General features: G+C 64.4%; 27 protein-coding genes and 1 tRNA gene. 12 read left to right on the forward strand and 16 right to left on the reverse strand.

Annotated features, from left to right (window positions below):
- Positions 1–35: 35 nt before the first annotated feature.
- On the reverse strand, positions 36–698 hold the full coding sequence (locus tag AC07X9_RS01055; RefSeq protein WP_017181567.1) for a DUF2490 domain-containing protein: 663 nt from the start codon (positions 696–698) through the stop codon (positions 36–38).
- 132 nt (positions 699–830) lie between these two features.
- Between AC07X9_RS01055 and fsa the strand changes: the two genes are divergently transcribed.
- Positions 831–1,484, forward strand: a complete 654-nt coding sequence (gene fsa, locus AC07X9_RS01060) for a fructose-6-phosphate aldolase (protein ID WP_017181566.1) — start codon at positions 831–833, stop codon at positions 1,482–1,484.
- A gap of 60 nt (positions 1,485–1,544) precedes the next feature.
- Here fsa and AC07X9_RS01065 read toward each other — a convergent pair.
- Positions 1,545–1,621: transfer RNA gene (locus AC07X9_RS01065), tRNA-Arg, on the reverse strand.
- 68 nt (positions 1,622–1,689) lie between these two features.
- Here AC07X9_RS01065 and AC07X9_RS01070 point away from each other — a divergent pair.
- Positions 1,690–2,409 (forward strand): queuosine precursor transporter, encoded by a 720-nt coding sequence (locus AC07X9_RS01070; RefSeq protein ID WP_017181565.1) that lies wholly within the window; start codon positions 1,690–1,692, stop codon positions 2,407–2,409.
- Here the strand turns inward: AC07X9_RS01070 and truA are convergent.
- Both truA and fmt read right to left on the reverse strand, forming a co-directional pair.
- On the reverse strand, positions 2,406–3,149 hold the full coding sequence (truA, locus tag AC07X9_RS01075; RefSeq protein WP_017181564.1) for a tRNA pseudouridine(38-40) synthase TruA: 744 nt from the start codon (positions 3,147–3,149) through the stop codon (positions 2,406–2,408). The two genes, AC07X9_RS01070 and truA, sit on opposite strands and share 4 nt — an antisense overlap.
- Before the next feature lie 52 nt (positions 3,150–3,201).
- Complete coding sequence (gene fmt, locus AC07X9_RS01080) at positions 3,202–4,110, reverse strand: methionyl-tRNA formyltransferase (RefSeq protein ID WP_017181563.1); 909 nt, start codon at positions 4,108–4,110, stop codon at positions 3,202–3,204.
- 53 nt (positions 4,111–4,163) lie between these two features.
- Between fmt and recR the strand changes: the two genes are divergently transcribed.
- Together recR and def are read left to right on the forward strand one after the other, a co-directional pair.
- Positions 4,164–4,760, forward strand: a complete 597-nt coding sequence (gene recR / locus AC07X9_RS01085) for a recombination mediator RecR (RefSeq protein ID WP_017181562.1) — start codon at positions 4,164–4,166, stop codon at positions 4,758–4,760.
- A gap of 68 nt (positions 4,761–4,828) precedes the next feature.
- Positions 4,829–5,359, forward strand: coding sequence for a peptide deformylase (gene def, locus AC07X9_RS01090; protein WP_026002120.1), 531 nt, complete (start codon positions 4,829–4,831; stop codon positions 5,357–5,359).
- Between the two features lie 103 nt (positions 5,360–5,462).
- On the opposite strand, the gene phoB is transcribed toward def, so the two are convergent.
- The 7 genes from phoB to AC07X9_RS01125 all read right to left on the reverse strand — a co-directional run bounded on the left by phoB (position 5,463) and on the right by AC07X9_RS01125 (position 12,896).
- On the reverse strand, positions 5,463–6,164 hold the full coding sequence (gene phoB, locus AC07X9_RS01095) for a phosphate regulon transcriptional regulator PhoB (RefSeq protein WP_026002119.1): 702 nt from the start codon (positions 6,162–6,164) through the stop codon (positions 5,463–5,465).
- A 5-nt stretch (positions 6,165–6,169) separates the two neighbouring features.
- Positions 6,170–6,862, reverse strand: a complete 693-nt coding sequence (phoU, locus tag AC07X9_RS01100; protein ID WP_017181559.1) for a phosphate signaling complex protein PhoU — start codon at positions 6,860–6,862, stop codon at positions 6,170–6,172.
- A 17-nt stretch (positions 6,863–6,879) separates the two neighbouring features.
- Complete coding sequence (gene pstB, locus AC07X9_RS01105; RefSeq protein WP_017181558.1) at positions 6,880–7,668, reverse strand: phosphate ABC transporter ATP-binding protein PstB; 789 nt, start codon at positions 7,666–7,668, stop codon at positions 6,880–6,882.
- An 8-nt stretch (positions 7,669–7,676) separates the two neighbouring features.
- Positions 7,677–8,918, reverse strand: a complete 1,242-nt coding sequence (gene pstA, locus AC07X9_RS01110) for a phosphate ABC transporter permease PstA (RefSeq protein ID WP_017181557.1) — start codon at positions 8,916–8,918, stop codon at positions 7,677–7,679.
- 124 nt (positions 8,919–9,042) lie between these two features.
- The gene (gene pstC / locus AC07X9_RS01115; protein WP_017181556.1) at positions 9,043–10,437 is read right to left on the reverse strand and encodes a phosphate ABC transporter permease subunit PstC; all 1,395 of its coding nucleotides are present in this window, start codon (positions 10,435–10,437) and stop codon (positions 9,043–9,045) included.
- 8 nt (positions 10,438–10,445) lie between these two features.
- A complete protein-coding gene (locus AC07X9_RS01120; protein WP_017181555.1) occupies positions 10,446–11,516 on the reverse strand; it encodes a substrate-binding domain-containing protein in 1,071 nt (356 codons plus the stop codon).
- Positions 11,517–11,651: 135 nt separating this feature from the next.
- Positions 11,652–12,896 (reverse strand): sensor histidine kinase, encoded by a 1,245-nt coding sequence (locus tag AC07X9_RS01125; RefSeq protein WP_026002117.1) that lies wholly within the window; start codon positions 12,894–12,896, stop codon positions 11,652–11,654.
- A gap of 98 nt (positions 12,897–12,994) precedes the next feature.
- Here AC07X9_RS01125 and AC07X9_RS01130 point away from each other — a divergent pair, with 98 nt between their 5' ends.
- From AC07X9_RS01130 to AC07X9_RS01145, 4 genes are all read left to right on the forward strand, one after another.
- The gene (locus AC07X9_RS01130) at positions 12,995–13,435 is read left to right on the forward strand and encodes a hypothetical protein (protein ID WP_017181553.1); all 441 of its coding nucleotides are present in this window, start codon (positions 12,995–12,997) and stop codon (positions 13,433–13,435) included.
- A gap of 217 nt (positions 13,436–13,652) precedes the next feature.
- On the forward strand, positions 13,653–13,940 hold the full coding sequence (locus AC07X9_RS01135; protein ID WP_017181552.1) for an HPr-rel-A system PqqD family peptide chaperone: 288 nt from the start codon (positions 13,653–13,655) through the stop codon (positions 13,938–13,940).
- Complete coding sequence (locus AC07X9_RS01140) at positions 13,937–14,800, forward strand: HprK-related kinase A (RefSeq protein WP_017181551.1); 864 nt, start codon at positions 13,937–13,939, stop codon at positions 14,798–14,800. The genes AC07X9_RS01135 and AC07X9_RS01140 overlap by 4 nt, the downstream gene beginning before the upstream one ends.
- Positions 14,797–15,786: a nucleotidyltransferase domain-containing protein gene (locus AC07X9_RS01145; RefSeq protein ID WP_017181550.1), complete on the forward strand. Its 990-nt coding sequence runs from the start codon at positions 14,797–14,799 to the stop codon at positions 15,784–15,786. Before AC07X9_RS01140 ends, AC07X9_RS01145 begins: the two co-directional genes overlap by 4 nt.
- Positions 15,787–15,791: 5 nt before the next feature.
- Here the strand turns inward: AC07X9_RS01145 and AC07X9_RS01150 are convergent, their stop codons facing one another.
- Complete coding sequence (locus tag AC07X9_RS01150; RefSeq protein WP_017181549.1) at positions 15,792–17,153, reverse strand: amidohydrolase; 1,362 nt, start codon at positions 17,151–17,153, stop codon at positions 15,792–15,794.
- A gap of 262 nt (positions 17,154–17,415) precedes the next feature.
- Between AC07X9_RS01150 and AC07X9_RS01155 the strand changes: the two genes are divergently transcribed.
- The 3 genes from AC07X9_RS01155 to AC07X9_RS01165 are packed head-to-tail and all read left to right on the forward strand — an operon-like array spanning position 17,416 to position 18,113.
- A complete protein-coding gene (locus AC07X9_RS01155) occupies positions 17,416–17,664 on the forward strand; it encodes a hypothetical protein (RefSeq protein WP_241763575.1) in 249 nt (82 codons plus the stop codon).
- 32 nt (positions 17,665–17,696) lie between these two features.
- Positions 17,697–17,825, forward strand: coding sequence for a hypothetical protein (locus tag AC07X9_RS01160; RefSeq protein ID WP_017181547.1), 129 nt, complete (start codon positions 17,697–17,699; stop codon positions 17,823–17,825).
- Between the two features lie 3 nt (positions 17,826–17,828).
- Positions 17,829–18,113 (forward strand): hypothetical protein, encoded by a 285-nt coding sequence (locus tag AC07X9_RS01165; protein WP_017181546.1) that lies wholly within the window; start codon positions 17,829–17,831, stop codon positions 18,111–18,113.
- A 19-nt stretch (positions 18,114–18,132) separates the two neighbouring features.
- Here AC07X9_RS01165 and AC07X9_RS01170 read toward each other — a convergent pair whose 3' ends face one another.
- A complete protein-coding gene (locus AC07X9_RS01170; protein WP_017181545.1) occupies positions 18,133–18,924 on the reverse strand; it encodes a 3-hydroxybutyrate dehydrogenase in 792 nt (263 codons plus the stop codon).
- The gene (locus AC07X9_RS01175; protein ID WP_017181544.1) at positions 18,921–20,096 is read right to left on the reverse strand and encodes a patatin-like phospholipase family protein; all 1,176 of its coding nucleotides are present in this window, start codon (positions 20,094–20,096) and stop codon (positions 18,921–18,923) included. Before AC07X9_RS01175 ends, AC07X9_RS01170 begins: the two co-directional genes overlap by 4 nt.
- A 146-nt stretch (positions 20,097–20,242) precedes the next feature.
- Here AC07X9_RS01175 and ypfJ point away from each other — a divergent pair, with 146 nt between their 5' ends.
- Positions 20,243–21,115 carry a KPN_02809 family neutral zinc metallopeptidase gene (gene ypfJ, locus AC07X9_RS01180; RefSeq protein WP_017181543.1) on the forward strand — a complete coding sequence of 291 codons (873 nt, stop codon included), beginning with the start codon at positions 20,243–20,245 and terminating at the stop codon, positions 21,113–21,115.
- Between the two features lie 2 nt (positions 21,116–21,117).
- Here ypfJ and AC07X9_RS01185 read toward each other — a convergent pair whose 3' ends face one another.
- Together AC07X9_RS01185 and AC07X9_RS01190 are read right to left on the reverse strand one after the other, a co-directional pair.
- The gene (locus AC07X9_RS01185) at positions 21,118–21,465 is read right to left on the reverse strand and encodes a hypothetical protein (RefSeq protein WP_017181542.1); all 348 of its coding nucleotides are present in this window, start codon (positions 21,463–21,465) and stop codon (positions 21,118–21,120) included.
- A 75-nt stretch (positions 21,466–21,540) separates the two neighbouring features.
- On the reverse strand, positions 21,541–21,672 hold the full coding sequence (locus AC07X9_RS01190; protein ID WP_254908024.1) for a hypothetical protein: 132 nt from the start codon (positions 21,670–21,672) through the stop codon (positions 21,541–21,543).
- Positions 21,673–21,773 lie beyond the last annotated feature (101 nt).

Consider the following 21,773-nt stretch of genomic DNA (forward strand, 5'->3'; position numbering starts at 1 on the left):
TTAGCGCCTGACGCCCGACAGGCAAATGCCGCCTGCTATATCCGCCAGCTCAATGTCAGCCAGGGTATATGGGCGACGACATCTGGCCGTGCCTCGCGAAAAGTCTGCTGCCGCATGTAGAGCAGTTGCGCATCGAGGTTCTTGCCGATCGGGTGGCGCAGGCCGATCTGTTGCCGCATCACGGCAAGGCCGGTCCTGTCGCTGGGCCGGGCGCGATTGAGGTGAAAGAAGAATTCCGTCACCGCGATCATGGTCCACTGTTTCGCCCGGTCCAGCGGTACGCTGGCCTGGAGCCGCTGGCGCAGGCGCCAGCTGGCGGTGTCGACATTGTCGAAGAAGCGCTCCTCCATCCGGGTGCGGGCTTGCCAGATGCCCTTGCTGAGCGTCACCTGCTGATGAAAGCGCAGTTCCTGGTCGACCTCGCTCTTGAGATAGGCGATGGCGCCGCCCACCTGCACCGCCGGGCTGATGCGATGGTCCAACGCGATCCGCGCCAGAAACTGCTCGCCGCCGCTGCCAGTGTCGGACCGCGCGCGCTGGCTTGCATCAATGGTGACCAGATCGTCCTTGCTGGCGTGGATCGTCGCCATTTCCGTGATCCACATTTGCGATTCCTGGGTCGCGGCTAGCGCGGGAGAGAGCATCGCGATGACCGGCAGGACGCCTGCCAGCAGGCTGAGGGGCAAATGGCGGCGCATCTCTGGTCCTTTGGCAGGGTGCGCGCCCTATAATCGCAGTGGCGGGACGACACAATCACCCGATCCGACATGGCCAATCCCGCCGCCAGCCGCTAAAGGGACCGGATTCGCCCATCCCCGGAGCCGCATTCCATGAAATTCTTTGTCGATACCGCCGACACCGCCGAAATCCGTGATCTCGCCGCCACCGGCCTGCTCGACGGCGTGACCACCAACCCGTCGCTGATCCACAAATCCGGCCGCAAGTTCCTGGAAGTGGTCGAGGAAATCTGCGGGCTGGTCGAAGGCCCCGTTTCCGCCGAAGTCGTCGCGCTCGATCATGAGACGATGATGAAGGAAGCCGCCGTCCTGCGGAAGATCGCGCCCAATGTCTGCATCAAGGTGCCGTTGACCATCGACGGCCTCAAAACCTGCAAGGCGCTGACCGACGATGGCGTGCTGGTCAACGTCACGCTGTGCTTTTCCGCCAATCAGGCGCTGCTCGCGGCCAAGGCGGGCGCCAGCTTCATCTCGCCCTTTGTCGGTCGGCATGACGATAACGGCTTTGACGGCATGGCCCTCATTCAGGACATCCGCCTGATCTACGACAATTATGGGTTCGACACCGAAATCCTGGTCGCGTCGGTCCGCCACCCCATCCATGTGCTCGAAAGCGCGCGGATCGGCGCCGACGTCATGACCGCGCCGCCCGCGGTCATCAAGGCGCTGTTCAACCATGTCCTGACCGACAAGGGCATTGCAGGCTTCCTGGCCGACTGGGAAAAGACCGGCCAGACCATCCTCTGATCCAGGAGCGCCGGGCGCGTTAGACGACGCGCCCGGCGCTGATCGTCCTTATATGATGGATGGTGACCCCGGCAGGACTTGAACCTGCGACCATCCGCTTAGAAGGCGGATGCTCTATCCAGCTGAGCTACGGGGCCATGCTTCGCCCCGATAGCGGCGAGCGCGGCAGCTTGCAATCACCGGCCTGTGCGATATGCACGGCTGCATGATCGACGGGGCCGTTCAGAAAATCGATGCCGATGCGCTGGGCGGTCGCCCGTTGCGCTATTTCGACTTTGTGATGGCGGCCTTCGTCGTCATCCTGCTTCTGTCCAACCTGATCGGCGCGGCCAAGCTGTCGACGCTGGGCGGCGTCACCTTTGGTGCGGGCATCCTGTTTTTCCCGCTGGGCTATGTCATCGGCGACGTATTGACCGAAGTCTATGGCTATGCCCGCGCGCGCCGCTGCGTCTGGGCGGGCTTTGTCGCGATGCTGTTCATGGCGCTGATGAGCTGGGTCGTGGTCGCGCTGCCGCCAGCGCCCGGCTGGCCGGGGCAGGACGCCTATGAATCGGTGTTTGGCAATACCTGGCGGATCGTGTTCGCTTCCCTCATCGCCTTCTGGGCCGGGGAATTTGCCAACAGCTTCGTCCTGGCCCGCATGAAGGTGCTGACGCAAGGGCGGCACCTTTGGATGCGCACGATCGGGTCGACCGTCGTGGGGCAGGGCGTGGACAGCCTGCTCTTCTATCCGCTCGCCTTTTACGGGCAGTGGAGCAATGCGCAGGTGCTGACCGTCATGGTCACCAACTGGGCGATGAAGGTCTTTTGGGAGATGCTGCTGACGCCGGTGACCTATGGCGTGGTCAATATGCTCAAGCGGCGCGAAGGGCTGGACGTCTACGACCAGGGCACCAATTTCACGCCGTTCCGCGCCCGGCTTTAAGCCGGATAATCGGCCCGCACAAAATAGAGGCCATCTGGCGGCGCATTGAGCCCCAGCGCGGCACGGTTGCGGGCCTCCAGCGCATCGCGCAGGTCATCGGCCGACCATCGCCCCATTCCCACCATCGCCAGGCAACCGACCATGGACCGCACCTGATGATGCAGGAAGGATCGTGCCCCGGCATGGATCGCAATCCGGTCCCCCTCCCGCTCGACGCTTAGCCGGTCGAGCGTCTTGACCGGGCTGGCCGACTGGCAATGGGCGGACCGGAAGGTGGTGAAATCATGCAGCCCGACCAGCACTTGCGCCGCGTCATGCATCGCCCCGGCATCAAGCTGCGGCTTTACCTGCCAGGCCAGCCCCGCTTCGAAGGTCAGCGCCGCGCGGCGGTTGACGATGCGATAGACATAGGATCGGCCCATGCAGGAAAAGCGCGCGTGCCAGTCGTCCGATACTTCTTCGCAACCCAATATCGCCACCGGCTGCCGTCCCAGCCGCGCGTTGATCGCCTCCATCAGGCGGAATGGCGTCATCGGCTTGGCCACATCGGCATGGGCGCGCATCGCCAGCCCGTGCACACCGGCGTCGGTGCGCCCGGCGGCATGAACCACGACCCGCTCGCCCGTCACGGCATGGATCGCATCTTCGATCGCCTGCTGCACGCTCGGCCCATGCGCCTGCCGCTGCCACCCCATGAACGGCCGTCCGTCAAATTCGACGGTGAAGGCAAAACGGGTCATGGCTCAGGGGCGTTCGTGTCGAACATGGTCGAGAAACAGGGGACGCGTCATCTCACCCGTCCACCCGGCTCCCCGCCGGCATATCGAACCCGCGCAGCATCTCATCCGGCGTCATCGCCGCCTTGCCCGCGCGCTGGATCAATGTCGGGCGGATCGCGCCATGGCCGCATGCGATCAGCAGCGCGTCGTCCAGCAACGCGCCGGGCGCGCCATCCTCATGCTCGACCTGCGCCGTCAGGATGCGAAACCGCTCCCCGCCATATTCGAAAAAGGCACCGGGAAAAGGATTGAAGCCGCGAACCTGCCGCTCGATCTGAAGCGCGGGCCGGGTGAAGTCGATCCGCGCCTCGGCCTTGGCGATCTTGGCGGCGTAGGTGACGCCCTCATCTGGCTGGGCCATTGGCGGATGCTGCGCGACATCGTCCAGCACTTCGACCATCAGGTCCGCGCCCGCCTGCGCCAGTTCGGCGGTCAGCGCGCCCGCCGTCTTGCCCTCTATCTTGGTCACATATTTGGCCCGCATCGGCCCGGTATCCAGGCCAGCCGCCATGTCCATGATTGTGACCCCGGTGACATTGTCGCCCGACAGGATCGCCCGCTGGATCGGCGCCGCCCCGCGCCAGCGCGGCAGCAATGATGCATGGATGTTCATGCAGCCATGGCGCGGCGCATCCAATATGGCGCGCGGCAGGATAAGCCCATAGGCCGCGACCACCGCGACATCGACATCGAGCGCCGCGAAGGCGGCCTGTACCGCCGCGTCCTTCAGCGATTCCGGCGTCCGAACCTCAATCCCCATCGCCTCGGCCCGTTGATGGACAGGGGAGGGGGTCAGGTTCTTGCCACGCCCGGCCGGACGGGGCGGCTGGCTATAGACCGCGACGATGTCGTGCCCCGCCTTTGCCAGTGCGTCGAGCGCGGGAACCGCGAAATCGGGAGTGCCCATGTAGATGATACGCATAGCATCATCTCAAAGCCCTTGTCGGGACGGGTTGCAAGCCCTTATCTCACGGCATGGCCTCTCCCGAAATCGAAGCGCTGACGCAAGCCCTGTCCCGCCTGCCCGGTCTGGGGCCGCGTTCCGCGCGGCGGGCGGTGCTGCACCTCATCAAGAAGCGCGAGGCCGCCATGGCCCCGCTGCTGCGCGCGCTGGAGGCGGTGAACGACCGGCTCGTCACCTGCCATGTCTGCGGCAATGTCGACACGGTCGATCCTTGCGGCATCTGCGCCGATCCGCGCCGCGACCCGCGTGCGCTGTGCGTCGTGGAGGATGTTGCCGACCTGTGGGCGCTCGACAAGTCCCGCCTTTTCCCCGGCCGCTTCCATGTGCTGGGCGGTCGCCTGTCCGCGCTGGAAGGGGTGCGGCCGGAGGATCTGACCATCGATGCGCTGGTCGGGCGGCTGGAACAGGGCGGCATCGATGAAGTGGTGCTGGCGATGAACGCGACGCTGGAGGGGCAGACGACCGCCCATTATCTGGCCGAGCGGCTCGAACATTTCCCGATCCGCCTGACCCAGTTGGCCCATGGCGTGCCGGTGGGCGGCGAACTGGACTATCTGGACGAAGGAACGCTGGCGCAGGCGCTGCGGGCGCGAAGGCCGGTGGGGTAGGGGAGTGAAACCTTTTGCCCGCGCCGTGGATCGCTTGAAATCCTGCGTCTTTCCGCTATTTTATGAAGATGGCCATTCTTCCCATCCTAGAGGCGCCGGACCCGCGCCTGCGCACCATTTCGACCCCCGTGGAGTCGATCGACGACGATCTGCAACGTCTGATCGACGACATGTTCGACACCATGTATGACGCGCCGGGCATCGGCCTGGCCGCGATCCAGGTCGGCGTGCCCAAGCGGGTGTTGGTGATGGACTTGCAGGAACCGGAATCCGACGCGGAGGACGCTCCCCCGGTCAAGAAGCCGATGGTGTTCATCAACCCCGAAATCCTCAAGGAATCGGAGGATTTGTCCGTCTATAACGAGGGCTGCCTGTCCGTTCCCGACCAATATGCGGAGGTGGAGCGTCCCGCGACGATCCGCGCCAGCTGGATGGACCGCGACGGCCGCATTCATGAGGAACAGCTCGACGGGCTGCTTGCCACCTGCCTCCAGCATGAAATGGACCATCTGGAGGGTGTTCTCTTCATCGACCACCTGTCGCGCATGAAGCGCGACATGCTGATGAAGAAGCTGACCAAGGCCCGCCGCGCCGCCTGATTTATGTTCGTCATCCCGGCGAAAGCCGGGATCTCGTTTCCTTTGCGCGGCGCTGCAAGAATAAGGGAGATGCCAGCCTTCGCTGGCATGACGGGCCTCTGGGTCAGTTCACCCCGTCGGTATCCAGCGCATAGCCCGCCGACCGCACGGTGCGGATGATGTCCTGAAACTGGCCATCGCCGTTGATAGCCTTGCGCAGGCGGCGGATATGCACGTCCACGGTGCGCAGTTCGATATCGCTGTCCTGCCCCCACACGCTGTCGAGCAGCCGTTCGCGCGAGAATACCCAGCCGGGATGCTCCAGAAAATGGCGCAGCAGGCGGAATTCGGTTGGGCCGAGCGGGATAACCTGCCCGCCGCGCCGTACCTTGTGCCCCACCGTGTCCATCTCGACATCGGCAAAGGTCAGCGTTTCGCCGGCCAGCGCCGGGCGCACGCGCCGCAGCACCGCGCCGACCCGCGCCACCAGCTCGCGTGGCGAAAACGGCTTGGTCACATAATCGTCCGCGCCCGTTTCCAGCCCGCGCACCCGATCCTCTTCCTCACCGCGCGCGGTCAGCATGATGATCGGCACATTGGCGGTGCCGTTGGCGCGGCGCAGGCGGCGGCACACCTCGATCCCCGACAGGCTTTCCACCATCCAGTCGAGCAGCACGATGTCGGGCACATTTTCCTGCGCCATCAACAGGGCTTCCTCGCCATCGACCGTATGGGCGACGTCGAAATCCTCACGCTTGAAATGCCAGATCAGCAATTCGGCCAGCGCTGCGTCATCCTCGACCAGCAGCATTTTTGCACGGGCCATGGTCCTTATTCCTCCGCCGCCGCGCCGCCGCGATCGCGGTCGGGCAGGGTCTGGCCCGTAGCCGCATAATAGACCATTTCCGCGACATTGGTCGCATGGTCGCCGATCCGCTCGATATTCTTGGCGATGAACAGCAGATGCGCGCATTCGCTGATCGTCTTGGGATTTTCGACCATATAGGTGACCAGCGTGCGGAACACGCTGTTGTAGAAATCGTCGACCACCGTGTCGCGCTCGACCACGGCGACCGCCAGATCGGGATCGCGCGCGGCAAAGGCGTTGAGCGCGTCATGCACCATCTCGCTCGCCACCTGTCCCATGGACGGCAACAGCGATACCGGCTCCAGCGTGCGCTGGTTGACCATGATCAGCGGCACCCGCTTGGCGATATTCTTGGCATAATCGCCAATCCGCTCGACCACGCCGACAATCTTGAGCGCGGCGATGACGTCGCGCAGGTCATTGGCCATCGGCGCGCGGAGCGCGATCACCTGGATGACCAGCTTTTCGACTTCCGCCTCGATCGCGTCGATACGCTTGTCGTCGGCCACCACCTGCGCCGCCAGCGCCAGATCCTGCCGTTGCAGCGCGGTCATTGCGCTTTCGATGGCAGCTTCGGCCCGTCCGCCCATTTCCGCGATCAGGCCGCGCAGCCTGTCGATTTCCTCGTCGAACGCCTTGATCGTATGTTCAGCCATATTCGTTTCTCCCGCGATCAGCCGTAGCGACCGGTGATATAATCCTTGGTCCGCTCCTGCGTCGGGTTCGTGAAGATGTCGCTCGTCACGCCATATTCGACCAGATCGCCGAGGTGGAAGAAGGCGGTGCGTTGCGACACGCGCGCAGCCTGCTGCATGTTGTGGGTCACGATGACGATCGCATAGCGGCCGCGCAGTTCGTGGATCAGCTCCTCGATCTTCGCCGTTGCGATCGGGTCCAGCGCGGAACAGGGTTCGTCCATCAGGATGACCTCCGGCTCCACCGCAATAGCGCGGCCAATGCATAGCCGCTGCTGCTGCCCGCCGGACAGGGCAGTGCCGCTGTCGTGCAGCCGGTCCTTCACTTCTTCCCACAGGCCCGCGCGGCGCAGCGATTTTTCGACGATCACGTCCAGGTCCGCCTTGGCATGGGCCAGGCCATGGATGCGCGGCCCATAGGCGATATTTTCGTAGATCGACTTGGGGAAGGGATTGGGCTTCTGGAACACCATGCCGACCCGCGCGCGCAGTTGCACCACGTCCATCGACGGGGAATAAATATCGTCCCCATCCAGCGTGATCGTGCCTTCCACCCGCGCGCTGGCAACCGTGTCGTTCATGCGGTTCAACGTCCGCAGGAAGGTCGACTTGCCGCAGCCCGACGGGCCGATGAAGGCGGTGACATGGTCCATGTCGACGTCGATCGACACGCCCTTTATCGCCTGCTTCGCGCCGTAAAAGACCTTGACGTCGCGGGCCGACATTTTGGGGTTGGCAATGGCCAGAGGGTTTGTTGCTTCGGTCATGGGCGCGTTTACCACCGTGTTTCAAACTTGTTGCGCAGATAGATGGCCAGGCCATTCATCGCGAGGAGGAAGGCCAGCAGCACGATGATCGCGGCCGACGTCTTTTCGACAAAGCCCCTGGAGACTTCATCGGACCACAGGAAGATCTGCACCGGCAACACGGTCGCCGGATCGTTGATCCCGCCCGGCGGCGTTGCGATGAAGGCGCGCATGCCGATCATCAGCAGCGGCGCGGTTTCGCCCAGCGCGCGGGCCATGCCGATGATCGTGCCGGTCAGGATGCCGGGCAGCGCCAGCGGCAGGACATGGTGGAACACGACCTGCACCGGCGAGGCGCCGATGCCGAGCGCCGCGTCGCGGATGCTGGGCGGGACGGACTTGATCGCGTTGCGCCCGGCAATGACGATGACCGGCATCGTCATCAGCGCCAGCGTCATGCCCCCGATCAGCGGCGCCGATCGTGGCAGGTGCATGAAGTTGAGGAAGATGGACAGGCCAAGCAGGCCGAAGATGATGGAGGGGACCGCCGCCAGATTGTTGATCGACACTTCGATAATGTCGGTCCACCACGTCTTGGGCGCATATTCCTCCAGATAGAGGGCGGTGGCCACGCCAACCGGGAAGCTGAGCGCCAGCGTCACCAGCATCGTCAGCAACGAACCCTTGAACGCCCCCCAGATGCCGACCTGCGTCGGATCGGTGCCGTCGCTGGACGTCAGGAAGCCCCAGTTGAAGCCGGTCGTCAGCAGCCCTGCCTTGCGCAGGCGCTCCACTGCCGCTTCGGCTTCCGGCGCGCCTTCATGCTTGGCGGCGAGGTCTATGGTGGTCGAGGCTGGAACGCGGATCGTCACCGTCTGTCCCAATATCGCCGGATCGGCCTTGATCGCATCGCGGATGCTGATCCAGGCGGTCGGCGACAGCAGGGCGTCGGCGTCCGGGCCGAGCGCTGCCTTCGCGACCTGCCCGGTCACCATCGGCAGATTGGCATTGGCCAAGGCTGCGTCGGTGATGTTGGCCGGATCAAGCAGCAGAGGGGACGCAGGGAAGTTGACCTGAAGCGGGATTTCCGTGCGGGTGAATCCGCGCAGCCCGTTGCCGATCATCGTGAACAGCAGGAAGGCGAGGAAGGCGGCAGAGAGCGCCACGGCGAACAGGCCGGCGAATTTGAACCGCCGCTCGGCCGCATAGCGCCGCGCAATCCGCTTGCGCATCGCGTCCGACTTCCAGTCGGTGGGGTTGCGAGTGGTCATTCTGTCTCTCCCCGTTCGGGCTGAGCCTGTCGAAGCCTTCCACTGAGCGCAGCGAAGTGACCTCCTTCCGGTCGGTCGAACCCTTCGACTTCGCTCAGGGCGAACGGATGTTGGGTGTTCCGGCTCATTCGTAAGCCTCGCGATATTTCTTCACGACCCGCAGGGCCACGATGTTGAGCAGCAGGGTGACGATGAACAGCACGAGGCCAAGCGCGAAGGCGGCCAGCGTCTTGGCGCTGTCAAATTCCTGGTCGCCGGTCAGCAACTGGACGATCTGGGTCGTCACCGTGGTCACGCTGGCAAAGGGGTTGAGGGTCAGGTTCGCGGCCAGACCGGCGGCCATGACCACGATCATCGTTTCGCCGATCGCGCGGCTGACCGCCAGCAATACGCCGCCGACCACGCCGGGCAGGGCGGCCGGGATCAACACCTTGCGGATCGTTTCGCTCGTGGTCGCGCCCATCGCCAGGCTGCCGTCGCGCATCGACTGCGGCACGGCGGCGATGCTGTCGTCGGCCATGGAAGAGACGAAGGGAATGATCATCACGCCCATCACCAGACCAGCCGCCAGCGCGCTTTCCGACGAAGCGCCATGGATGCCGATCGTCACCGCAAAGTCGCGCAGCGCAGGCGCAATGGTGAGCGCCGCGAAATAGCCATAGACCACCGTTGGAACGCCCGCGAGCATCTCCAGCGTCGGTTTCATCCATTTGCGCACGACGGGCTGGGCATATTGGGTCAGATAGATGGCGCTCATCAGGCCCAGCGGAATGGCGACGACCATGGCGATGATCGCGCCGATGAAGATGGTGCCCCAGAAGAGCGGCACCGCGCCGAACGCATCCTTGTTGCCATAGCCCATCGCCGCCGATTGCGGCGACCATTTGGTGCCGAACAGGAAGTCCAGCGGATTGACCATGGAAAAGAAGCGGAAACTTTCCCACAGCAGGGACGCGACGATCCCCACCGTCGTCACGATCGCGATCAGCGATGCGATCAGCAGCGTCGCCATCACCAGCCGTTCGACCCGCGTGCGCGCCCGGAAATCGGGGCGAACGCGCGTGAAGGCATAGGCGCCGCCGGCAAAGGCGAGCACGATCGCCAGCACAGCGCCCGCCAGGCCATATTTGCTGATGGCGGCGCGATAGGGTTCGACCAGTCCCTGCGACAGCGGATTGAACGCGCCCGCCTGCGCGCCCGTCGCGATCGCCCGTGCCTCACCCAATATGGCGGAGCGCGAGAAATCGTCGGCGGGCAGGCTTTGCGCCGCCGGATCGGCCAGCACTGCCTGCGTCACCAGACCGGGCGCGACATTGGACCAGACCGCCAGAAACAGGACCGCCGGTACGATCGCCCACAAGGCGACATACCAGCCATGATAGCCCGGCAGCGAATGGACGGCATCGCGCCGCCCGGTCGCCCGTGCCACGGTCTGCAAACGCATGGCGCGGGCGCGGGCGCTGACCCAGGCGATAGCGCCCAGGCCAGCGAGCAGCAGGAAAAGTGCGGGACCGGTCATTATGGCCCTTACTTCAGCTTGGAGCCGTCAAGCACGGTCAGCGCCTTGATCGTTTCGGCGCTGGCCTTGCGGACATCTTCGGGGGCCGCGACCATGCCGCGCTTGGTGAGGGCGCCATCGGGCGCCCAGTTGGCGGCGAAGGTGTTGAGATAGTTTTGCAGCCCCGGAATGGCCGCAATATGCGCCTTCTTCACGTAGATATAGAGCGGACGCGCACCCGGATACTGGCCGGTCGAGACCGTTTCATAGGTCGCCTGGATGCCGTTGATCGGCACATCCTTGAGCGTGTCCTTATTCTCTTCCAAGAAGCTGTAGCCGAATATGCCGACCGCATTGGGGTTCGCGCCCAGTTTCTGGACGATCAGATTGTCATTCTCGCCCGAATCGACATATTTGCCGTCCTCACGGACGCGAGTGCAGGTTGCCTTATACTCGTCCTCGTTCTTCTCTTTCAGTTCCTTCATCGCCGGGTCGGACTGGCAACCTTTTTCCAGAATCAGTTCCGCCAGCGAATCGCGCGTGCCGCTGGTGGACGGAGGACCGAACACCGAAATCGCGATGGCGGGCAGGCTGGGATCGACATCCTTCCAGGTCTGCGCCTTGTTCGGGCCCTTGCCATAGGGATTGGCCGCCAGCGCCTCATAGACGATTTTCGGCGTCAGCTTGTAGCCGGGACCGTTTTTGGCTTCGGCAAAGGCCAGGCCGTCGACGCCGACCTGCACTTCGATGATGTCCTTGACCCCATTGGTCGCACACATGTCGAATTCGGATTTCTTCATCCGGCGCGATGCATCGGCAATGTCGGGATGCTGGGCGCCGACGCCGGCGCAGAACAGCTTCATGCCGCCGCCAGTGCCGGTCGATTCGATGATCGGCGACTTCATGCCGGGATTGCCCTGAACGAACAGTTCGGCAACCGCCGTCGCGAAGGGATAGACAGTCGACGATCCGACCGCGCGAATCTGGTCGCGGGTCTGGCCCGCGCCGCCGCTGCCGCTCTGGTCGCCGCAGGCGGACAGGGAAATGACGCTCAATGCCGTTGCGGCGAACAGGGTGAATTTATGCACGGAAACCTCCATTATGAAAGGCCGCGATTCGCTGTTCGCTGCCCCCTTTGACCGGCGCTATAGGGCCGCTCCATCGCGGCATTGTGACATTCAGGTTGCAGTTTGATGACATCGCAAAAGGCGATGATGACAGGATCGCTATTTTGGTCAAACCTGCCCGGCTTCCGCCTCGTTCATCAGCGGCAGCAGCACGGTCACGGTCGTTCCCTTGCCCAAAACGCTTGCTACGTCCAGCCGTCCGCGATGCCGTTCGACAATATGTTTGACGATCGCCAGCCCCAGCCCGGTGCCGCCCATCGCCCGGCTGCGCCCTGAATCGACGCGGTAGAAGCGCTCGGTCAGGCGTGGCAGATGGTCCGGGCCTATGCCTTCCCCTTCGTCGGCGACGGACAGGCGGCACATGCGGCTGCCGCCTTCGCTCAGCGTCACCCGGATCGGCGTGCCGGGACGGCCATATTTGACCGAATTGCCGATCAGATTGTGCAGCAGCTGCGACAGCTGCGCCCGATCGCCCTGCACCGCCTGCCGCCCCGGCGCGACATCCATCTCCACCTCGCGGCCACGCTCGCCATGGCTGGATCGGAACACATTGACCGCTTCGGCGACCAGTTCGCCCAGATCGACCGCGTCCGCGGGCGCGCGATATTTCTCCGCCTCGATCCGCGACAGCGAGATCAGGTCATCGACCAGTCGCTGCATCCGCCGCGCTTCGCCATCCATGATTTTAAGGAAGCGCTGCCGGGTTTCGTCGTCCTTGCCCAGTTCGGGATCGGCCAGCGTTTCGATAAAGCCCAATATCCCGGCCAGCGGCGTGCGCAGTTCATGGCTGGCATTGGCGACGAAATCGACCCGCATCCGCTCGGCGGCATGGGTGCCGCTATGGTCGACCAGATGCACCAGGCGGCGCATGTCCGCCACCGCGCCCACCGGCGCGACCCGCATCTGCCAGCGCTGCTCGCGCGTGCCCAGCCCGACCAGTTCGATCATGAACGGTTCGGCCAGCGGGGCAAGGCTCGCCAGTCGTTCGGCGGCGGCAGGATGCCGGATGGCGATGCGCGCATCCTCCCCCTCGATATGCGCGCCCAGCAGGCGCTGCGCCGCCCGGTTGACCCGCGCGATCCGCCCGCGCTCCACCAGCATCAGCGGATCGGAAATCCCCTCCAGCAGGCTCGCAAAATCGGGATGGTCGATCAGGTCCGGCTCGTCCAGCGTCACTTTCGGTACGTCGCGCCGTGGCGTACCGGCTTCGGCGGTAATGGCCAGGACGATCACGCCCGCCAGCACCGGCAGCATGACGGCAAAGGGGGATGCGCCCATCATCAGGGCAGCGCCCGTGCTCAGCAGCAGGACGGCGAAGGAGGCGATGATCTGGGAAGGACTGAGTCGATTCATGGTTACCGCACTGGATTTGTCGCGCATTTGCTGCGATGTCTGGCCCAATAGCGTGCAATCATGACGCTTTGGCAAGCCCGATAGCGGACCAGGATCAGATGAGCGAGCCGATGACCGGACAGGATGATGACCAGCAGCCCGATATGGCTGCGCAGGCCGACACGCCCGATCTGGCCGTGCCTTCGCGTCGCCAGTTGTTGATGGGTGGCGCAGCGGCGGCGTCCGCGATCGTGTCGATCCGCCCGGCGCTGGCCAATACCGCCGCCTCGGTCCTCAACTGCACGATACCCGTGCCGGATGCCGGCCGGGCGGGCAATCTGATCGCCCCCAATGGCCAGCTCGTCCCCGCCGGGACGCCCGGCGCCTTTCCCGGCGCGGGTCGCCCCTTCACCGGCGAACAGGTCAAGCAAGCCTTGCGGGGACGCCCGCTGCCGGGCACCAGCTATCAGCAGAATCAGGCCTATCTCAACTATATCCGCCGCCTTCAGTCCGGCACCAGCGGCTTCACCTGCTACGCCTCGCTCCAGATGCCGCGTTAGGCACTTGGCTACCCCTCTGCGTTAGGGCAGGGCGGATGTATGTGAGGCCAACATCTCCTTCATCGTCACCCTGAACTTGTTTCAGGGTCCATTTCACCAGATCAAGCAGTTGTTTGGGACGAGAAATGGATGCTGAAACAAGTTCAGCATGACGGGCATGTGGTGGCACCATATGCAATAGCGCCGGAGCAGGGCGCTGCTTATGGGGTAGCAGAGAGTGACAGCGACGAAACTCTATCGGCGGGACGGGGCGGATGCGGTGACCGCCTGCGCGCTCGACGACATCGTCCTCCTCTACCATCCACGGTCGGAGCAGACCCATATGGTGATCAGCCCGGTCCCCGAAATTCTTGATCAACTGGCCGATGGCGGCCCGGCCAGCGTGGCGCAGATCCATGACCGGCTGGCCCGCAGCTTCGACCTTGGCCCGGCAGACGAAGCGATCGACGAAATCGCCGCCCATCTTGACGCGCTGGTGGCGCTCGGCCTGGTGCGCCCGGCATGAGGCACCATCTGACGCTGCGCATTGGCCCGGCGACCTTCCGCATCGGCTCCGCCTGGCCAGCGCCGATCGACCAACTTGCCAGCCTCTACGCCGCCTATCCGCAACCTGCCGACGCCATCGCGGATTTCACCGTCCGGCTCCAGCCGACCAGTCTTGTGCGCCGCTTCATCCGCCCGTCCATTTTCATCACCGGCGACCATGGCCTGGCCGATGCTGCGCCGATGAGCCTGTCCCATGGCCTGCTCGCGGCGGAGATGGGGATGAACCTGCAAATGGCGCTGGGCTGGCGGCGGCACCTGCTGCTTCATGCCTCCAGCGTAGAAAAAGATGGTCGCGTGCTGGTGATGACCGGCGAGTCTGGCTCGGGCAAATCGACCCTCGCGGCCCTGCTTGGCGAACGTGGCTGGCGCTTCATGGGCGATGAATTTGCCTTGCTGGACCTTGATAGCGGCGCGATCCTGCCCTTTCCCCGCCTCGTCAGCCTCAAGAATCGCGCGATCGACGTGGTGGCGGGCCAAGTCGGGGAGGGGCGCATGGGGCCGCTGCTCGCCGCCACGGCCAAGGGCGACATTCGCCATATGGTCCCCCGCCATGATGCGGTCGCGCGCATGGGGCAGGGGGCGATGCCCGCACTGCTGCTTTTCCCCCGCTTCGGCCACGCCGCCGATGTGCGTGCCGTTGGCCAGGCGGAAATCTTCATGCGCCTCACGCAAGCCTCGACCAATTATGTCGCGTTGGGCGAACCCGCTTTCACGGCGCTGACCCGGTTCGTGCGCGATGTTCCCGCCCGCGCGATCGACTTCCCCACGGGTGAGGACGCCATCGCCATGGTCGAACGGCTGTGGGAGGAGATGGCATGAGCGCCGCGCTGCTGGTGCGCACGCTGCGTGATCCTGCGTCCGTCGCCGGGCTGGACGCATCCGGCTGGAACGGCCTGATCGCCGCCGCGCGTGCCGAACGGCTGATCGGGACGCTGGCGTTTCGGCTTGATGGGGTGACGGTGCCCTCAGCGCTCACGCCGATCCTGTCCGATGCGCGGCTGGATGCCGCCCGCGAAGCGCGGCAGGCGCTATGGGAGGCTGATCGCGCGGCGCAGGCGCTTGGGGCTCTGGGCGTGCGTGTCGTCCTGCTCAAGGGCACGGCCTATGCCGCCGCCGGACTGAAGGCCGGGCAGGGGCGCTTCATCGGCGATCTCGACATCCTCGTGCCGGTCGAGGCGATGGCGGCGGTCGAACAGGCGCTGATCGCGGCGGGCTGGGAATGGGTGAAGGATGATCCCTATGACGATGTCTATTATCGCCAATGGATGCACGAACTCCCGCCGATGATCCACGCGACGCGCGACCGGATGATCGACGTGCATCACACGATATTGCCGCTCACCGCGCGCCAGACCCCCGATGCCGCCGCGATGATCGCCGACGCCGTGCCAGTGGATGATGGCCTTTTCGTCCTGTCCCCCGAAGATCGGGTCGTCCATGCCGTCGCCCATATGCTGGCCGATGGCGATTTGCAGGGCGGGCTGCGCAACCTGTGGGACATCCATCATCTGCTGGCCGACACTGACCCGGACATATTGGCGACCCGCGCCGCCCGCCATGGCCTGACGTCCCATGTCCGGCAAGCGCAGCGACTGGCCGCCGCGCTCTACGGCCCCGGCGCGCGCCTGACCCTGTGGGATCGCCTGATCCGCGCCCGGCTGCTGGCCCGCGACGGCTGGGGCCGCGAGACCCGCAAGGCGCTGGTGTTCGCCTTCTTCCTGCGCTCCCACTGGCTAAGAATGCCGCCCCTGATGCTGGCCCGGCACCTGTGGACCAAATGGCGCAAGGGGCATCGGCCGCAATAGGCAGCCTACTCCTTCTTCAATATATCCAGCGCCAGCACCGTCATCGCTTCGCTCGCCGTTGCGATCACTGCGTCGGCTTGCGGCGCCCAGAAAGGGCTGTGGAGCGAGGGAAGGGGAGCCTGGCCCGCCTGCGCCGCCGCCATCTTGTCCGCAGGCACGCCGCCGACCCAGAAGATGAAGCTGTGGATGCTCTTGTCCGCGCGATAGAAGCGGCCGAAATCCTCGCCGCCCATCACCGCCTGGGTCTTGACCACCCGGCCTTCGGGGAAATGCCCTTTCAGCACGCCTGCCATCTGTTCGGCAAATTCGGGCGGGTTGTAGGTGGAGGGGGTGAATTCGTCCTTCACCGTCACCACCGGCATCCGGTCGTCCGGCACCCCGGCCGCGATCGCTTCGCCGCGCGAAATGCGCTTGATCCCGTCGATCAGCCTGGCCCGCGTCTCGTCCGAATAGCTACGGATCGTCAGCAGCAATTTCGCTTCGTCAGGGATGATATTATGCTTGGCCCCGCCCTGGAAACTGCCCACCGTCACGACCGCCGGGTCGGATGGCTCCTGCTCCCGGCTCACCAGCGTCTGGAGCGTCCCCACGATCCGCGATCCCAGCACGATCGGATCTTTGGTCGTTTGCGGATAGGCGCCATGGCCGCCCACGCCCCGCACCAATATGTCCACGCTGTCGACATTGGCCAGCGCATAGCCGGGCGTATAGCCGATCTTGCCCGCCTCCAGATTGGCCGCGTCGTGAAAGGCGATGGCGTGGGTAGGCTTGGGGAAGCGGGTGTAAAGCCCGTCCTCCAGCATCAGCCGCGCGCCGCGCCCGACTTCCTCGGCAGGCTGGAGGATCATCACCAGCGTGCCTTTCCACTCATCCTTGGCCGCCGCCAGCAGCTTGGCCGTTTCGATAAAGGCGGTCATATGCGTGTCATGGCCGCAGGCGTGCATGACGCCCGTTTCAACGCCTTCGGGCGTCTTGGTACGCACTTTCGACGCGAAGGGCAGCCCGGTCTGTTCGACGACCGGCAATGCGTCCATATCCGCCCGGATCAGCAGCACCGGGCCGGACCCGTTCTTCATCACCGCAACCACGCCCGTGCCGCCGACCTTGTCGGTCACGTCGAACTTCAACGCTTTCAGCCGCTTGGCGAGCTTCGCGGCGGTATTGACTTCCTGTTCCGACAATTCGGGATTGGCATGGAGGTCGCGATAGAGCGCCATCAGCCCTTCCATATCCTTCGCTATGGTCGCGCCGATCGCGCTTTGCGGCGTTTCCGCCGGGGCTGTCGGCGGCGTTGCCGGATCGGTCTGGGCGATCGCGATGGAGGTGAAGCTGGCGACGGCCAATATGGCTGCGAGCGCATGGCGCATGATGAAAGTCTCCCTTGGCTGCCCGCAGCATAAGGCGATTTCAGGGCGGTGAAAGGGGGGGCTGCGTGCCAAATGCCGAAAAAGCGGCGGCCCTTGTAAACCCGTCCCGTCGATACTATTTCACAAGTGAAAGGAACGATCCGCCGCATCGCGTGGCGCGATGATCGTCCATCCTCCTGCGACATGCTTGATCCGCGCGCGTCCGACGAAGCGCATCCTGTTGCCCTGTTATCCCGATCCCTCGCGCAAAGGAGCCTGCTCCATGGCCCAGACATCCGCCTTCTGCCTTGCCCAGCAGTCGATCCATCACGCCCGTTCCCTGTCCGAAACCCTGCCCAACGCCCGTGGCGTTGCGCTGGCCGCTGCCAATGCCTGGGGCCGCGAAGCCAAGCTGGCCGCGAGCGCCGAACGCCGCCGCGCGACGCGCACGATCACGACGGAAGATGAGGCGATCGCCGCCGAATTTCGCGCTGAAGATGACGCCGAAGCCGCGTTGAACACGGCGCGCTGACCTCCCTCTCACATAGCGGAAAGATCCAGATCATGGCCAAGGGTCAGAAGAAATCGAACCGGGAAATCCGCAAGCCCAAGGCGGGAAAACCGCCCAAGGCCAATGCGTCCAACCCGTCTACCAAGCCCGGCCCGGTCGGCATCGTGACGTTGAAAAGCTGAACGATGACGACCGACACACCCGATCAGTCCGCGCCAGCGCCCGCTTCCAACCGCACATCGCCGGGTCGGCGCTTCACGCCGCACAATGCCGTGCGCCTGTCCCCGGCGGAAGCCGAACGGCAGGGCCGCGTCACCCGGATCGCGATCGAGAGGCTGGGCGCGCCTGCCGCGATCCTGTTCCTCAACAGCCAGCATGAGGGCATGGCCGACCGCCCGCTGCCGCTGGCGACGGCGAGCGAGGAGGGCCTGCAAGCGGTGCTGCGCCGGCTGGAGGCTGGCCCGGCCTGACGTCAGGCCGGGCGGCGCGTCATTGCGCCGTCCATCCGCCGTCAATGCTCATATTCGCACCAGTGATATTGGCGGCGGCGTCGCTGCACAGGAACAGCGCCATCGCGGCGACCTGTTCGACCGTCACGAACTGCTTGGTCGGCTGGCCCGCCAGCAGCACATCGTTCATGACCTGCTCGCGCGTCATGCCGCGCGCCTTCATCGTGTCGGGGATCTGGTTTTCAACCAGCGGCGTCCAGACATAGCCGGGCGAAATGCAGTTGGCGGTAATGCCACAGGTCGCGACTTCCAGCGCCACGGTCTTGGTGAAACCGGCCAGGCCATGCTTGGCGGTCACATAGGCGCTTTTGAACGGGGACGCGGTCAGCGAATGCGCGCTGGCGGTCTGGATGATCCGGCCCCATTTCTTGCTCTTCATATAGGGGACGGCCAGCCGCGTCGTGTGGAATGCGCTGGTCAGATTGAGCGCGATGATCAGGTTCCACTTGTCGACCGGGAAATCCTCGACCGGGGCGACATGCTGGGTTCCGGCATTGTTGATGAGAATATCGACCCCGCCAAAGGTAGCGGCGGCCTCCGCCATCATGGCCTCGATCTCTTCCTGCTTGGTCAGGTCATGGCCGCTATAGAGCGCCTTGGCCCCGCTCAGTTCCTCCAGACCCAACCGCTCCTTTTCGATCGCGTCCTTGTCGCCAAAGCCGTTGATGACGACATTCGCGCCTTCGCCAGCCAGCGCCTTGGCATAGGCGAGGCCGATGCCGGATGTTGATCCGGTGATCAAAGCGGTCTTGCCAGCGAGGGACTTGCTCATGCCTTTTTCTCCTTGAGATGATCGGGACGGTCGAGGTCAAACGTGGCGCTCTTGCCATCCAATATGTTGCGGGCGATCAGGTCGCCCTTGTGCATCACTTCTTCCACCGCGTCGCGGCCCTGGCTCCAATGGTCCAGCATCGTGGCGCGGGAAAATTCGAAATCCTTCGCGCCGCTTTCCCAGTTGCGGCTGCGGTAGATGAGGTGGACGATGTTGATCGATCCGGTTTCGACATATTGACGCAACTGCTGCGCATCCGCATCGTTCCGCAGCTCTTCGGGCAGTTTGTCGAGCAAAGCGCGGATCGTGCCATGTTCGCGCCGCAGCCGCAGATACTGGTCCGTCACCTGCCGGGTACGGCTGCTATATTGAATGTCCTTGGTCCGCGAATAGACGTCGGTCATCTGGCGCGGCATCGGCCCTTCGGCGGGGAACAGATCGACCTGAAACACCAGCATGTCTTCTGTCTGATGGTCCAGCACATGGGCCAGCGGCGTATTGGATACGATACCGCCGTCCCAATACCAGCGCCCGTCAATCTCGACCGGCGGCAGGCCAGGCGGCAGCGCGCCCGACGCCATGATGTGGCGCGCGTCGATCCGGGTGTTGCCGCCCGGCCCGCGCGTGTCCCAATAGGCGAAATTGCCCGTTTCCACATCGACCGCGCCAACCGAAAGCCGCACTGGCCCGTCATTCAGCAAGTCCCAGTCGATACAGGCGTCCAGCGTGTCTTTCAGCGGGGCGCTGTCGTAAAAGCTGATCGCGCCGGCCGATCCTTCGGGCATCATCGTCGCTGGCCACAGGCGCGGGCGGAACATGCCCGGCACACCAAAGGTCGCGACCGTCCCTGCGGCGGCCAGATGCGCGATCTCGCGGATATGGTCGATGTCGGGCAGCAGGATATTGGGCATTCCGCCCGATACGGTGTACCAGAATTTCTTGAGGCGGCTGATCCGCCGGTGGGGCGGGTTGCCCGCGATGATCGCGGCGTTGACCGCGCCGATCGATATGCCCGCAACCCAGCTGACATCGACCCCCAGTTCGTCCAGCCGTTCATAGACGCCAGACTGGAAGGAACCCAGCGCGCCGCCCCCCTGAAGCAGGAGCGCGACTTCGCGGGGGAGGGGCAAAGGCGTGCGGGCACGGCGGAGGGGCTTTGGCTGAATATCCATGATGCAGTGCAATATAGGCTTTGCGAACGGCAATCCAACTTTATGTCGCCAGATAAAATTTGCTTTGCCCGCAACCCTCTGGCCATTCCGGCGGTTTGCAGCATCCGGTGAATCGGCTAGGCACAGGCCTGAACAGGGAGGGCGTCATGCGTCTCGACGACGAACAGGAAAGCAGCCATTTCGAGGTGCAGGACGGCCGGGGCGGCGGAGGCGGCTTTGGTGGCGGGCTGGGGATGCTCCTGCCGCTGATCGGTAGCAGATTCGGGTGCGGCGGCATTGTCGTGGCGCTGATCATCATGATTGTCATGGGTATGAACCCATTGAGCCTGATCGGCGGCGGCGGGGGCGGCCAGCCTGTGCAGACGCAGCGCCCTGCGACGACCGAACTGACCGACATTCAGCGCACGTCGCTCAAAGTGCTGGGATCGACCGAGCGCCGCTGGGACGAGATTTTCAGGGCGGAAGGACAAAGCTATCCGCCGCCGACGCTGGTATTCTACAGCCAGAACGGCCAGTCAGGCTGCGGCGCGGCGCAGGCGGCGATGGGGCCGTTCTACTGCCCCGCCGACCAGCGCATCTATATCGACACCGATTTCTTCAAGGAAATGGAGACGCGGTTCAACGCGCCGGGCGATTTCCCGATCGGCTATATCATCGCCCATGAAGTGGGCCATCACATCCAGACCATCACGGGCGAGGCGGACCGGATTCGCAGGGCGCAGCAGCGCGCATCGGAAGCGGAGGGCAATGCGCTGCAAGTGAAGATGGAATTGCAGGCGGATTGCTATGCCGGGGTGTGGGCGGCGCGCGACACCAATTTGATGGAAGCAGGCGACCTGGAAGAAGGAGTGCGCGCGGCAGAGGCGATTGGCGATGACACGCTGCAAAAGGCGGCGGGACGTCGTCCAGTGCCCGAAAGCTTTACCCATGGCAGCAGCGCCCAGCGCATGGCCTGGCTGCGCAAGGGCTTGTCGACCGGCGATCCGGCCCAGTGCGACACGTTCAACGGATCGCTCTGAGCCTATTGTCCTTGATCGTCGGTTGATTCGGCCTGATCTGCCTCCGGGTCGACCATCTGGCCGTTGGCGTCCGTTGGCGCGGCGCTCGTTTCAGGCAGGCCAGCGCCCGGCGCGAGCATCGGTTGCCCGGCTCCGGCCATTGGCTGGCCAAAGGCTGGCGCATCCGCAGGCGGGGGTGGCGGGACCGCCGGTTGCGCTACGGGCGCGGTGACGGACGGCGGTGGCGACGTGCCGAAGATGGCGGGCTGCGATGGGGAAGATTCGGGACGCCTGGGCAACACGTCCTGCACCGCCAGCACGACCAAGGGTGCTGCGATCACCGTGCAGATGGCAAAATTGCGGTATATCATCGCCTGGACTTCTTGCTGATCGACCGGGCGACAATATCCAAAATCGGTAAATAAATGCCTGTGCCGATCAGCGCTTTACCGGCTGAACACATCGAGCCGAGCCAGCAGGGCGGTCATATCGTCGGGCAGCCCATCGCGCGGCGGCGCGTAGGTAGAGCGCAGCGCATTGCCAACGCCTTCATAAGGCAGGGGAAGCGCGACAGTCACAACCCGTCCCTTGTCGCCTTGGCGACCCGGTGCCGATCGGCCGGACGATTTGCGCTGCATTTCCATGTCAGTAGAACGGACGTCGCAGGCAAAAGTTTCTG

This window comes from Sphingobium sp. GW456-12-10-14-TSB1 (assembly GCF_059424385.1).